Annotated in this window: 12 protein-coding genes and 1 pseudogene; 9 read left to right on the top strand and 4 right to left on the bottom strand. The window is 40.5% G+C overall.

Translation table 11 applies throughout. The features are described from left to right. Positions 1-58 precede the first annotated feature (58 nt). The 5 genes and pseudogenes from R4537_RS04150 to R4537_RS04130 all read left to right on the top strand — a co-directional run bounded on the left by R4537_RS04150 (position 59) and on the right by R4537_RS04130 (position 2726). A complete protein-coding gene (locus R4537_RS04150; RefSeq protein ID WP_001260269.1) occupies positions 59-313 on the top strand; it encodes an AbrB/MazE/SpoVT family DNA-binding domain-containing protein in 255 nt (84 codons plus the stop codon). Beyond that, positions 313-666, top strand: coding sequence for a type II toxin-antitoxin system PemK/MazF family toxin (locus R4537_RS04145; protein WP_071178840.1), 354 nt, complete (start codon positions 313-315; stop codon positions 664-666). The genes R4537_RS04150 and R4537_RS04145 overlap by 1 nt, the downstream gene beginning before the upstream one ends. A gap of 198 nt (positions 667-864) precedes the next feature. Continuing rightward, positions 865-1026: pseudogene (locus R4537_RS04140) on the top strand (L-threonine 3-dehydrogenase); the annotation flags it as partial. Between the two features lie 191 nt (positions 1027-1217). Then, positions 1218-1712 carry a hypothetical protein gene (locus tag R4537_RS04135; protein ID WP_235859106.1) on the top strand — a complete coding sequence of 165 codons (495 nt, stop codon included), beginning with the start codon at positions 1218-1220 and terminating at the stop codon, positions 1710-1712. Between the two features lie 255 nt (positions 1713-1967). Then, complete coding sequence (locus R4537_RS04130) at positions 1968-2726, top strand: EAL domain-containing protein (RefSeq protein WP_235859105.1); 759 nt, start codon at positions 1968-1970, stop codon at positions 2724-2726. A 376-nt stretch (positions 2727-3102) separates the two neighbouring features. Here R4537_RS04130 and R4537_RS04125 read toward each other — a convergent pair whose 3' ends face one another. Next, positions 3103-3306, bottom strand: a complete 204-nt coding sequence (locus R4537_RS04125; RefSeq protein WP_071178839.1) for a hypothetical protein — start codon at positions 3304-3306, stop codon at positions 3103-3105. A gap of 820 nt (positions 3307-4126) precedes the next feature. On the opposite strand from R4537_RS04125, the gene R4537_RS04120 reads away from it, so the two are divergent. Then, on the top strand, positions 4127-4339 hold the full coding sequence (locus tag R4537_RS04120; protein ID WP_000066811.1) for a cold-shock protein: 213 nt from the start codon (positions 4127-4129) through the stop codon (positions 4337-4339). A 307-nt stretch (positions 4340-4646) separates the two neighbouring features. Then, the gene (rnr, locus tag R4537_RS04115; RefSeq protein ID WP_071178838.1) at positions 4647-6863 is read left to right on the top strand and encodes a ribonuclease R; all 2217 of its coding nucleotides are present in this window, start codon (positions 4647-4649) and stop codon (positions 6861-6863) included. 97 nt (positions 6864-6960) lie between these two features. Here the strand turns inward: rnr and pbpG are convergent, their stop codons facing one another. Further along, positions 6961-7911 (bottom strand): D-alanyl-D-alanine endopeptidase, encoded by a 951-nt coding sequence (pbpG, locus tag R4537_RS04110; protein WP_071178837.1) that lies wholly within the window; start codon positions 7909-7911, stop codon positions 6961-6963. A 511-nt stretch (positions 7912-8422) separates the two neighbouring features. Beyond that, the gene (locus R4537_RS04105) at positions 8423-8659 is read right to left on the bottom strand and encodes a hypothetical protein (RefSeq protein ID WP_071178836.1); all 237 of its coding nucleotides are present in this window, start codon (positions 8657-8659) and stop codon (positions 8423-8425) included. Positions 8660-8899: 240 nt separating this feature from the next. Between R4537_RS04105 and ompW the strand changes: the two genes are divergently transcribed. Further along, a complete protein-coding gene (ompW, locus tag R4537_RS04100) occupies positions 8900-9553 on the top strand; it encodes an outer membrane protein OmpW (protein ID WP_071178835.1) in 654 nt (217 codons plus the stop codon). Between the two features lie 420 nt (positions 9554-9973). Further along, complete coding sequence (gene hapA, locus R4537_RS04095) at positions 9974-11803, top strand: hemagglutinin/proteinase HapA (RefSeq protein ID WP_071178834.1); 1830 nt, start codon at positions 9974-9976, stop codon at positions 11801-11803. 106 nt (positions 11804-11909) lie between these two features. On the opposite strand, the gene R4537_RS04090 is transcribed toward hapA, so the two are convergent. Continuing rightward, positions 11910-13190, bottom strand: a complete 1281-nt coding sequence (locus R4537_RS04090) for a methyl-accepting chemotaxis protein (protein ID WP_071178833.1) — start codon at positions 13188-13190, stop codon at positions 11910-11912. Positions 13191-13250 lie beyond the last annotated feature (60 nt).

Raw genomic sequence — 13250 nt, 5'->3', positions numbered from 1 at the left:
GAATGGAGCCTATACAATCTAAAGTGTTATAACAATGTGCTTACGCCAGAGGTGTGGTATGCGTACTCAAATACGAAAAATTGGTAACAGTCTTGGCAATATCATTCCAGCTACGTTTATTCGTCAGCTTGGATTGGTTGAAGGTGCTGATATTGAAGTGAAAACTGAAGGTAAGAGGATCATTATTGAGCCAGTAGAGCGTCAGAAAACGCGCTTTCCGTTCAGTGAGAAAGATCTATTGAAAGGTTTGAACGCTCACACAGGTCATGCTGATGAAATCGCTGTAGTTTCCGGTAAAGAGCTAGGTGAGTAATGGCAACATACATACCTCATCGTAATGACATTATCTGGTTAGATTTCGACCCCGTGAAAGGGAAAGAGATCGGCAAATATCGTCCTGCTCTTGTGCTTTCTAGCAAAAAATACAATCAGCAAACAGGGTTACTTATTTGCTGTCCGATTAGCACCAGTATTCGCGGCCAAGCTCTCGAAGTTCCAGTGAACAATCTTGATAAGCCGAGTGTAGTGGCTGCGAGTTTGATTCAAACCTTATCTTGGAAAGATCGAGCCGCGAAAAAAATTACTACTGCTGAGCATGGCGTGATGGAAGATGTGTTACTCCGACTTATTCCACTAATTGGTGCTGAGTCGCTATTCGAAGACTGACATGGTGGTATGGGTTGATAGAGTGGACAATACGAGAAGGTGAGGGCTGGGGGCTATTCGTCAGTTTCAAGATCTGGTATTGCTTGATATGGCAGAATTTGTGTTCAAAAAGTCATATTTTTAATCGCCCCATTTTAGCCCCAATTATGGTGGGTTCGCCGCTACTGCATTGATTTTAAAAAGTAAAAATGAATGGTGCGCAATATGTTTGAAACTTGGTATAAGATGGCGAGCCTCATTCAATCGGGTCTCGATATCAGCCCAATTATCACTCACCACTTCAAAGTGGATGACTTCCAAAAAGGCTTCGACATCATGCGCAGCGGGGCTTCCGGCAAAGTTATCCTCGATTGGCAGTAACCGAAAATCTCTCCACAGAGCGCTCCGCAAGGGGCGCTTTGTTTTTTGGCAAATACTGTTTTTATAAACAGTAAAGTGGGGTTTTGGTAATTAAGAAAAAACTCAATGACAAATCCTTCGTATGGATTAAACTTAAATATTAGCTGCAGCAATGTATTTTATAAGGTTTAATACATATACACCAAGGTTCTATGAATCGTTTTTTATTTATTTTAATTGCTAATATAATTGGTGTTATGATTGTTGTGGCTTTGACAATAAAAATATTTAAAGCTGATATAAGTTCTGGTGCCAATTCTATTGTTTCTAAGATAAATGGTGCGATTGATGAAGTTGACGCTATTTATAATGATCATTTCAAAAGTATTGAAATGCCAGACAATTGTGAAGTATTTAGAGAGCGGGCGAATTTAGCTGTTTTTGATAGTTCAATCATTCGAAGTGTTAGTTGGCTCAACGAAAACTTGGTTGAGTGTACTTCACTATCCAAAGAAAAATTAGTTATATCAGACTATATTGATAAGTACCATATAAACAAATTTCTATATCTATCAGAATCACCATATAGCAATAAATCAAATAATGCGGATAAAGGTGTTCTACTTGTGTCATACAAGGTAGAAGAGAAAATTTCTGTGATTTTTGGTGTGCATCCAGGTAATATTAAAGGGCTACTTAAATTTTAAGATGGATTTGCAGATTTTACTGTTTTAATCGGTGGGCATTATTTTAAATACGACTCTATTTTAGAACTAGATACTAACTTATATGGGTTTTATCAAGTTTACTCAAACGATTTTTATAAAATTTATGCTAATTACAAATCGATAGATTATTTTTCATTTGTGATAGAAAATTATGGTTTGTTTTTTTTGTTATGGATCGCATTTTGTAATTTTGGGGCTAACTTCATTTTTTCTAAGTTCTCTATTTATGGTGTCATGTGGTTTAAAATTGATAATGCTTTGAAAAATAAAGGCTTTCATCCTTACTTGCAACCTATTTTTGATCGTAATCTAAACTTAATGGGTGCAGAGGTTCTAGTGAGGTGGATCGATAAAAAGAATAAATTTATATTTCCTGATGAGTTTATTTCTATAGCTGAGAAAAATGGACAAATAAATGGAATAACAGAAATGTTGATGGAAAAATTAGCCTTAAGTTTAAATTTAATATCTATAAGTAGAAAGGCTCCATTGCACATATCTATTAACATATCGCCTAGCCAAATTATAAATGAAGATTTCTTTAATTATTGTGTGAAATATTTTGATTCTTTATCAAAGAGCGATTGCACATTTATAATTGAGTTGACAGAAAGAGAAGAGATTCCTAATGAGAAAAAATATATCGATGCAGTTAATGCTTTCAAATCTTTAGGCTTTAAAATAGCTCTTGATGATTTTGGAACTGGGCACTGCTCATTGAAATACTTGCTTCAGATGGATGTTGACTATATTAAAATAGATAAGAGTTATGTTGCATCAATAGATAGTGGGTACAAAATGGAATTATTAGATAATATCATTGATTTATCAAAGAATCTGGCTATTTCGACTATTGCAGAAGGGGTTGAAAGCAAAAAAGAGCTTGATTATCTTTTGTCGAAAAATGTTGATAATTTTCAAGGTTATATATTTGAAAAGCCAATGCCGATAGATGAATTTATTAGGGTTTATATTTTACAGCGCGATGCATAATAAGTGGCTAGATGCTACTAATTTTTTATTGGATTGATTAGTGGTGAATTTAAAAAACAACTTCTCAGCCTTGGGTTTTACTGGTGTGTTGCACAGAACTAAATTATATATGATGTATTTTATTTTTCTGAACTTTTTTATATGAAACGATAGAGTTAAGTCATCCCATAAAAACCAACACCTATACTTTAAGGTGTTGGGGAAATCGTTATGAAAATATAATTAAGCTATTGTTTATTTGTATAAACTAGAATTTGTTTATATCTTATAAATGACAGTAATATTTATTAATGTGCAATGTTATCGATAAATGAGAATGATGTGAAGAAGAATGACACTTACACACCACAATCACTATATTTATAAATAGGTTTGGTTATTGGTTCTGTTTGAAAAATCGTTCAGCATAAGCAAATAACTTGTCACAGAGGACTTTTTGTTCAGTGTATTCTTCCGAGCCTGCGGACATTTCACCCAAAACCGCTTGAGCGCTATGGTACTCTTTTACCATTTCTTCAAATTTTGCTTCATATGCACCTTTTTTATTCTTTTTAGGCAATTTAACTCTTTTGTTCTTCATATTTTTACCTTTTTAAAGTTTTACGATGAATATTTATTATTACTTTACATTCGTCTTAGTTTAATAATAAATATTCATCAATATTAAAATTCAAGCTGTGAATGTTCATATTTAATGCTTGAGTTTTATCTTGATAAATGTTCACGTACTTAACAAAAATCGTAAACCCATAGTGTTACTCTTCATTAATTATATGAGCAACACATTGTTTTTTTAAATTTCAATGTGCGATTTTCTTTATCTTCTATAGATGACTGTGCATGAAATGCTCTGAGACAATCTTATCAAGATAAAAATACGCTGCTAAGTGCGTAACTTTACAACGCACATCAGAATGATACCCAAAAGAGATTCAGACTAACTAAGGAATGAATATTTCAAGACAAAAAGCGAGGCACACTATACACGGATAAAATGAAATAGATAGAAGTTTTCTTATCTCTTCAATGTTCAAGGCTAAATGTTGCTTTGAGAGCTGCATAGAAAAACTAGACAATTTGACCACCTTACCCTGCATGGAGACTCTTGTATAGCGCTTGTGATGCAAGAGAAGCGAATGGTTTTCAGCCTTGTCTAGCCAAATGATCCCAACAAAATGAAAAATAAAAAAGAAAAGGCTGGCTATTCTTGATTCTATCGGTATACTGCACATCAGCTCTTAAGAAGAGAGCTATTTAGTTTTAAGATCGACATTTCTCTCAGTTATTCTTCGATACCCTCGTTTACGTTCCTGCGACAAAATATTTATCTCTAAATCATGAAATAGCACTTATTAGCTAAAAATTAATCCTAAAAATTCAATATCAATATAGAGGTATCTATGTCTAATAAATCAACTGGTTCAGTAAAATGGTTCAACGAGACTAAAGGCTTTGGCTTTCTTTCTCAAGACAATGGTGGTGATGACGTTTTCGTTCATTTCAACTCTATTGTTTCAACTGGATTCAAGACATTAGCTGAAGGTCAAAAAGTATCTTATCTCGTTGAGAAAGGTAAAAAAGGTTTACAAGCTGCTGAAGTAACAGTGCTGTAAGACTGAATGTGACACCACTTTAACGTGGTGTCACAATACCCCTTCGAATATTCTTCATTTATATACCTCAGCTATTTTAAAAACTTCACTGTTTTAACTACATCAATTACTGTTAATATCAAATTATCACCTTTCGTATTAATACCTTTGGTATATATTTACAATTAGGTAATGTTTACCTAAATCTTCTATTCCATCTTCTGGAATTTATATTAATAGGCTCATAATAGAGTCAATTTCGCCTAGTGCTTTATACATATAAATTGGTTTATATCTCGAGAGCGGTTGGCGAATAAATGAGAAATACATGAAATTAAACTTATCCGCATCTGCAATCAATATTGCCCATTATGATCACATTATCCCTAGTCGAGATTATATTCTTAGTCTATTCGACAAAGTAAAACACTATTTAAGTCACGAACAAATCTCTCATTCGACGGGATTAAGTGAAAGAAATCAAAAAGAAGCGCTGAAAAAACGGCTGAGAGCAATGGAGCGTGACGGTCAGCTCACCTTTACACACAGAAGAGGCTATCAAAAAGTTGATCAAACCGCGTTAGTCTCGGGCCGAATTAGCCTACATGCTGATGGTTTTGGTTTTGTCTCGTATGACGATAATCAAAAAGATCTATTTTTACCCAAACATCAGCTCGACCATGTGTTTGACGGCGATATCGTACAGGTTTTAAAAGGGCATGCTCAGCAACAGGGCCGTTCAAATCATCGTTTGATAAAGATTGTTGAGAGAAAGACGACTCACATTGTCGGTTTGCTTAAGAAAAAAGGCGTTAATTTCTATCTATCTCCAGAAAATTCAACGTTTTCACAGATCATTCATGTCAATACAAATCAATTTACAGCCAAAAGTGTGGGGAAACTGGTTTACGCCCAAGTGACTCAATACCCTGATCACAAACACTCTACTATGGTTGAGATCACAGAAGTTTTGGGGCGTCCGGGTGACTCTGGGATTGAGGTCAAGCTGGCATTACGTCGTCACGGTATCAATGAAAAGTGGGAGAGTGAGGTATTGAGCGCTGCCCTAGCTTTGGGAACGGATGTAAATGAAAAAGATAAACTGCAGCGTGTTGATTATCGAGATCTGCCTTTTGTCACTATAGATGGTGATGATGCCAAAGACTTTGATGATGCTGTCTATGGCTACCCTATGGATAATGGCCAATGGAAACTGTTCGTAGCTATCGCAGATGTATCTCACTATGTTCAGCCGCATGACCCTTTAGATCTTGAAGCCCAAACTCGCGCAACGTCAGTTTATTTTCCAGGTTATGTCGTCCCTATGTTGCCTGAAGCCTTATCGAATGGTTTGTGTTCTCTCAATCCGAATGTTGACCGGTTGGTCTTAGTGTGTGAAATGACCTTTGATGATGCGGGTGTTATGTTGGATGCCGAGTTTTCTGAAGGCCTTATTCACTCCCATGCTCGCTTGACCTATAACCAAGTCAACGAGACGATTCTTCAATCGAATCAACAGAGTCATTCTCATTTGAACAAGATAGATAAACACTTGCTCAATTTGCATCGTTTATATCTGAATTTGCTGGGGCAACGTCAGGTGAGAGGAGCGATTGATTTTGATACTCAAGAACTCGCATTTACTTTAGATAATAAAAAGAAAATTGCCTCGATCGATCCAGTTATCCGTAACGATGCGCACCGAATGATTGAGGAATTCATGTTGTGTGCGAATGTGGCTACTGCAGAGTTTTTAGAAGAGCATAAAATACCCAGTTTGTATCGTGTTCATGCTGGCCCTCAAATGAAAAAGCTAGCATCACTGCGCATGATGCTAGCCGACAAAGGCTTAGTTCTCGGTGGTGGTGATAAACCGACGTCGCATGATTACAACGCGCTGTTAGAACAGGTTCATGATTTAGAAGAAGGGGATGTGATTCGTACTTTGCTGCTACGTTCGCAAAGCCAAGCCGAATATTCACCGAAAAATCAGGGACACTTTGGCTTAGCTTATGGGGCTTATGCGCACTTTACTTCGCCCATTCGCCGTTATCCTGATTTGCTGGTACACCGAGCGATCCGTTCTAAGCTGCGTGAACAAGCGAAAGGGACGTTTCAGCGTCTACTGATCAAACTCAAATCGCTCGGTCAGTGCACTGGCGGGGCAACCAATTATCCTTATGATAGCAAGGTGATTGAGCAATTAAGTGTGCATTGTTCTCATCAGTCTCGTCAGGCGGATGAAGTGAGCCGTGAGGTTGAGAATGCGTTGAAGTGTCACTATATGAAGCCCTTTATCGGGCAAAGCTTTACTGGTCGAGTTTCTGGCGTAACCCATTTTGGCCTGTTTGTTGAGCTAGAATCAAACCGAATCGAAGGTTTGGTTCCCCTATCTAGCTTCCAAAATGGAGAGTTTGAGTTTGATGGGGTAAGACAAAAAATCGTTAGTCAAACTGCCACTTTTGCGTTGGGTACTCAAGTTGAAATTACGGTGAAAGAAGTGGACGCTAAACAAAGGAGAATCCTGTTTAGTTTTGCTGAGTAGAGTGAGCTATTGTGCTCATTCACTATCGGAATCGTCCGAGTGTATTAGATACACTCGGATTTTTTTATGGCATTTAGCTTAGAGTGGGATTGGCCTGCTAGTTTTTGTAATCACTGATTTTAGCGATTTGCTCTTGGCTGCGTTGCTTTTTATATTGCTTGGCTTCCGATGAAAGAGGCGTGACTTTGCCGGTTTCTATCCAAGTACGCAGGCGATTGGCATCACCGACGGGTGAGAGTTTGCCTTTGGTATCCAGTACGACGAAGGCAACTTGGCGTCTACCCATCTGTGTGCGCATGACAAGACAATGTCCTGCAGCGTTGGTGAATCCGGTTTTTGTGAGGTCAATTTTCCAATTGTCGTTGTGCACCAATCGGTTCGTGTTACGAAAATCGAGCGTGTATCGAGGTTTAGAAAAGGTGACGGTTTTCTTGTCGGTGGCGCTCAATTTACCCAATAAAGGGTATTTTTTACTGGCTTTCAGTAATACCACCAAGTCGCGAGCCGTTGAGACATTTTTCGCTGAGAGCCCGGTTGGCTCGACAAAGTGAGTATTTTTCATACCTAATGCTTTAGCTTTGGCATTCATTGCTTTAATGAACGCTTTATAACCACCTGGGTAATGGTGAGCAAGACTCGCAGCAGCACGGTTCTCAGATGACATCAATGTCAGCAATAGCATATCTTTTCGACTAATTTCACTACCGATCTTTACTCTAGAGTGCACGCCTTTCATCTCTTTCGCATCTTTGATGGTGATGGGCAGTTTGGCATCCATTGGTAGTTTGGCATCTAAAGTTACGATAGCCGTCATCAACTTAGTGACTGAAGCGATGGGTTTTACCGCATCAGGATTATTGGAATAAATAATCTCATTGGTTTTAAGATCAATTACTAATGCGCTATTGGCAGAGAGTTCTTGTTTCTTAACGGTTTGTTTGACGGCGGCTTTGGGCGTAGTCGAGGAATCGGCGGAATGCGCTGGTATGGCAATAATTAAACTGCTGCATATCAGAAGAACATGACTAAGGCGAGAGAAGATCTTCATTTTGAATTCACTGAACGGTTAATTAAGTCAAAGGTTTGTCATGTATACCCAACCAGCTCAATACAACAGAATCACGCCGCGCTTACGAATGACCTTGGCACGGTTTGTCTATGTTGTTGGTGGCTTACTTTGGAGTGCTTACCTAAACCTCAAGTGGTTTGAGTATCACAGACAAAGTAAGTATAAGAGGCTTAGTTCCGGAGCACATAGGAGCGCCATTGAAAATATATTTATCTTTTTATGGAACTCAACCACTGGAAAATTCTAGATTTTTGTATACGGTCTGGCGTGCTGAGCTTATGTGAATTTCAATATTTAGAAAAGGTGATTATCTAAAGAGAGTCGCAACTAATGATAAAGTTTGAGTACGAAAGCACAGTTTTTTGCGCTCACTCATTTAGATGACCACGTTAGGTCATGCCCATAAGCTCCACAACATATGCAACTTCCCTAGTCTTTTCTACTCACGAAGGCGTGTGAGGTTTTTCACCCTGTTTAAACACGGGCCCAGTTAATGGGTGATTTCGCTCACCAACTCTTCAAATTGGGTGATATCCCAATCGCTTAAACTGTCAGTGACTTTTCCGACCAGCGGCAGTAAACGCCACGCTTCACTTTCTCTAAACGGGTGATTGGTGATGACGGCGTAACCGGCGACGCAACATCTACCGCCTTTGGAGCGAATGAACGCGGCAATGGTATTAACGGCCTCATCACTGTATGACTCGATTTTGTAGATTGTGTCCATATCGTCATCCTCGATTGGGGAACAACGAGTCTTTTGCATATTTGATGCCAACATGGCACGTTAGGCTTGCACTAGAAGAATGTTAAGGATGTTTGCAAAAAGTGATGCAAGTTGCAAAAACACATTATTAATGTGTCTAAATGATGCAACTTGATTTCCATCAAGTTTGTGTGGTTTTTGTGTGCTACTGTGCGCGCAACACAAAGATAACAACATAGCCCTACAAAAAAGGAAAACGTCATGAAACAAACCATTTGCGGCTTAGCCGTGCTTGCAGCCCTAAGCTCCGCTCCTGTATTTGCGCACCAAGAAGGTGACTTTATTGTGCGCGCGGGTATTGCCTCAGTAGTACCTAATGACAGTAGCGATAAAGTGTTAAACACTCAAAGTGAGTTGGCAGTGAATAGCAATACCCAGTTAGGGTTAACGCTTGGCTATATGTTTACTGACAACATCAGTTTTGAAGTCCTTGCTGCTACGCCATTTTCACATAAGATTTCTACTTCTGGTGGTGAGTTAGGTAGCCTTGGTGACATTGCTGAAACTAAACATTTGCCACCTACCTTTATGGTCCAATACTACTTTGGTGAAGCCAATTCGACTTTCCGTCCATATGTTGGTGCGGGTTTGAACTACACCACTTTCTTTGATGAAGGCTTTAATGGTACGGGTACTAATAATGCATTGAGTGATTTAAAACTGGACGACTCATGGGGACTTGCTGCTAACGTTGGCTTTGATTATATGCTCAATGATAGCTGGTTCCTCAACGCTTCTGTGTGGTATGCCAATATTGAAACAACGGCAACCTACAAAGCGGGTGCAGATGCCAAATCCACGGATGTTGAAATCAATCCTTGGGTATTTATGATCGCGGGTGGTTATAAATTCTAACGCCCTATTTCGAAAATAAAGCCGCAAAATCGCGGCTTTATTTTTTTGTGGCCTCGATTTCATCATTTTTAGCGGTAGTGATTGTTTTCTAACGTAATATCCATTCAGAGTATCAGGCGTACGTCAACCCCCTGTTGATACTGATAAATAGGTGTCAAATTTTAAAGGCGCAAACCTATCAGTAAGATTCTATCTTTATGATTTTATTTTCTTTATTTCTGGCTTTCTTATCGAGTATTCCTACTTACTGAGTAGTTTGTGACACGTAAAGTGCACAGTGTCTGTTGACATTTTTTTAACTTGAGTTTGGTGTTTTTCATTGACTTGGACCACTTTGATTGAACGCGGTATTTCGCGTGCAATCGGCGTTGATGGGAGCGGTTCAACGCTTAACACATTCAATATCTCTAGGATTGAGAAATGAAAAAGATACAACGTCCTCTGAATTGGTTAGTTCTGGCCGGAGCGGCAACTGGCTTCCCTCTCTATGCGGCACAAATGGTCACGATTGATGATGCATCAATGGTTGAACAAGCGTTGGTGCAGCAACAGTACAGCATGATGCCTGCCGCCAGCGGTTTTAAAGCCGTCAATACGGTACAGTTGCCGAATGGTAAGGTAAAAGTGCGTTACCAGCAGATGTACAACGGGGTTCCTGTCTATGGCACCGTTGTGGCGGCAACCGAATCCAGTAAAGGGATTTCGCAAGTGTATGGTCAGATGGCTCAGCAGTTGGAAGACGATCTCCCAACCGTCACACCCGACATTGAAAGCCAGCAGGCCATCGCTTTAGCGGTTGGCCATTTTGGTGAACAACACGCTGGAGAGTCGCTCCCAGTTGAAAATGAAAACGTGCAACTGATGGTACGCTTGGATGATAACCAACAGGCCCAGTTAGTTTACTTGGTCGACTTTTTTGTCGCATCAGAAACACCTTCGCGTCCGTTCTACTTTATCAGTGCAGCAACGGGAGAAGTGCTAGACCAATGGGATGGAATTAACCATGCACATGCAACAGGAACCGGCCCCGGCGGTAACCAAAAAACGGGACGTTATGAATACGGCAGTAATGGTTTACCCGGTTTCACGATTGATAAGACCGGAACTACCTGTACGATGAATAACAGTGCGGTAAAAACCGTTAACCTCAATGGTGGCACCTCGGGTAGCACGGCTTTCAGTTATGCTTGTAACAACGGCACTAACTACAACAGCGTGAAAACAGTGAATGGTGCTTACTCACCGCTTAACGACGCGCACTTTTTTGGAAAGGTGGTGTTTGATATGTATCAGCAGTGGTTGAATACTTCGCCGCTGACTTTCCAATTAACCATGCGTGTGCACTACGGCAATAACTATGAAAATGCCTTCTGGGATGGCCGCGCGATGACTTTTGGTGATGGTTATACCCGTTTCTATCCTTTGGTGGATATCAACGTCAGTGCTCATGAGGTCAGTCACGGTTTTACCGAGCAGAATTCAGGCCTCGTGTACCGAGATATGTCCGGTGGTATCAACGAAGCATTCTCGGATATTGCTGGTGAAGCGGCGGAATACTTTATGCGCGGCAGCGTGGACTGGATTGTCGGCGCGGATATTTTTAAATCATCCGGTGGTTTGCGTTATTTCGATCAACCGTCACGTGATGGCCGTTCGATAGATCATGCTTCACAGTATTATAACGGTATGGACGTTCACCATTCGAGTGGCGTGTTTAATCGCGCGTTTTACCTACTCGCTAATAAAACGGGTTGGAACGTACGCAAAGGCTTTGAAGTGTTTGCCGTGGCTAACCAGTTGTACTGGACACCGAACAGCACGTTTGATCAAGGGGGCTGTGGGGTAGTGAAAGCTGCACAGGATCTCAACTACAACACCGCAGATGTCGTGGCGGCCTTTAATACCGTGGGTGTCAATGCTTCTTGTGGCACCACGCCACCACCTGTCGTCAAAGTCCTTGAGAAAGGTAAACCGATCACAGGATTGAGCGGCTCACGTGGCGGTGAAGATTTTTATACTTTCACCGTGGAAAGTTCAGGCAATGTGGTTGTGTCTATTAGTGGTGGAAATGGTGATGCCGATTTGTATGTGAAGGCTGGCAGCAAACCGACCACCTCAGTTTGGGATTGTCGTCCGTACCGCGCGGGTAATGTCGAACAATGTACAATTTCTGCCGTTGTAGGTACGACATACCATGTGATGTTACGCGGTTACAGTAACTATTCTGGTGTGACTTTACGCTTGGACTAACTTACTTGCCGCCAACCTGCAACTCCAAGTCGTTTGGGTATAAAACAATGCCCTCAGCAAAGTCTGAGGGCATTGTTTTTGAAGATCAGTTTTTAGAAGGTATTAACTATTTGAGTTGGCTGACCGCCGAAGAAACATTTTCTGCACCTTGGTAAATCTGTTCCATGATGGTTGACACTTCCACAATGCGGCCATTGGTTTCATTGGCAATCTTGGAGACTTGAGAAATGGAACTGGTTACCGTTTCCGTTAACGCGAGGTTTTTATTCACCACTTGATTGATCTCTTCTGTGGCTTTTGAGGTGCGAGAAGCCAGTTGACGCACTTCATCGGCAACCACAGCAAAACCGCGTCCTTGCTCACCCGCTCGCGCCGCTTCTATCGCTGCATTTAATGCGAGCAAGTTGGTTTGATCGGCAATGCCACTGATGGTTTTGACAATTTCAGAGACATCTTTCGATAGGGTGACCAGTTGTTCAATTTGCGCCAAGGATTGTGAAATATTGCCCACCATAACATCAGCCAGTGATACCGATTCATGCAACACTTTATTGCCTTGCATCGCTACCTGAGAGGTTTCAACCGATGTGCTGTAAGCTACATTCGCAACATCTTTCACTTCTTGCTCTCGAAGTACGTCTTGGGTGATGTCTGAAGCGAATTTCACCACCTTATATACATTGCCTTTATTATCTTTGACAGGGCTATAAATTGCTTGGATCCAAATTTGTTCGCCGTGTTTGTTTTTGCGTAAAAAGCGCCCAGTGAATGCATGACCTGTGGCTAATTCTTTCCAAAAATCTGGATTTTCACGGTAAAACTCGTCATAACAGAAAATACGATGGTGCTTACCTTTTATCTCTTCGAGCGAATAAGCGAGGGCACTTAAAAAGAGTTTGTTAGCGTTTAATATGGTGCCATCAGGCTGAAATTCAATGATAGCAAAATTGTCATTAGCACTCGATAAAACGTCTGCATCATTTCGTGACTTAAGAAACGCTGCAGTGGTATCTGAGGCGATTTTCATTACTCGTGTCACTTTACCCTCTTCCTTGATAGGAAAATAAGTGGCTTGAATGACGAGGAGCTCACCGTCTTTTTTGTAGCGCTTAAAAGTGCCTGCTTGCGCTTGACCTTGAGCAAGTGCTTGCCAAAATTTGGTGTACTCAGGTGATTGAATCGTATTCTGTGAACAAAATATACGATGGTGTTTGCCTTGAATCTCACTGAGCTGATAACCAGTGGCGGCTAAAAAATGGGCATTAGCGGTAAGAATGGTTCCCGTGGAATCAAACTCAATAGTCGCCATACTTTCTTGTATAGCTTGTAGCGTGTTTTGCTCCAGTGTTGGGGGGCACTGTACCGTTTTTTGACCAAAACCAAACATATGCATCTCCTATTAACGCCTTATGTTGGGTGTCTCGTATGAACAAGAGCATCTGGCTCT

The sequence above is a fragment of the Vibrio paracholerae genome (assembly GCF_037672085.1).
Taxonomy (GTDB): Bacteria; Pseudomonadota; Gammaproteobacteria; order Enterobacterales; family Vibrionaceae; genus Vibrio; species Vibrio cholerae.
Note: the sequence above shows the minus strand (reverse complement) of the source record. Positions and strands in the feature narration are given on the sequence as shown.

Coding starts and splice junctions, on each gene's coding strand:
- hapA (WP_071178834.1), top strand. CDS start 9,974: ATGAAAAAGATACAACGTCCTCTGAATTGGTTAGTTCTGGCCGGAGCG.
- R4537_RS04125 (WP_071178839.1), bottom strand. CDS start 3,306: ATGAAGAACAAAAGAGTTAAATTGCCTAAAAAGAATAAAAAAGGTGCA.
- R4537_RS04135 (WP_235859106.1), top strand. CDS start 1,218: ATGAATCGTTTTTTATTTATTTTAATTGCTAATATAATTGGTGTTATG.
- pbpG (WP_071178837.1), bottom strand. CDS start 7,911: ATGAAGATCTTCTCTCGCCTTAGTCATGTTCTTCTGATATGCAGCAGT.
- R4537_RS04145 (WP_071178840.1), top strand. CDS start 313: ATGGCAACATACATACCTCATCGTAATGACATTATCTGGTTAGATTTC.
- R4537_RS04105 (WP_071178836.1), bottom strand. CDS start 8,659: ATGGACACAATCTACAAAATCGAGTCATACAGTGATGAGGCCGTTAAT.
- R4537_RS04090 (WP_071178833.1), bottom strand. CDS start 13,190: ATGTTTGGTTTTGGTCAAAAAACGGTACAGTGCCCCCCAACACTGGAG.
- ompW (WP_071178835.1), top strand. CDS start 8,900: ATGAAACAAACCATTTGCGGCTTAGCCGTGCTTGCAGCCCTAAGCTCC.
- R4537_RS04150 (WP_001260269.1), top strand. CDS start 59: ATGCGTACTCAAATACGAAAAATTGGTAACAGTCTTGGCAATATCATT.
- R4537_RS04130 (WP_235859105.1), top strand. CDS start 1,968: ATGTGGTTTAAAATTGATAATGCTTTGAAAAATAAAGGCTTTCATCCT.
- R4537_RS04120 (WP_000066811.1), top strand. CDS start 4,127: ATGTCTAATAAATCAACTGGTTCAGTAAAATGGTTCAACGAGACTAAA.
- rnr (WP_071178838.1), top strand. CDS start 4,647: ATGAAATTAAACTTATCCGCATCTGCAATCAATATTGCCCATTATGAT.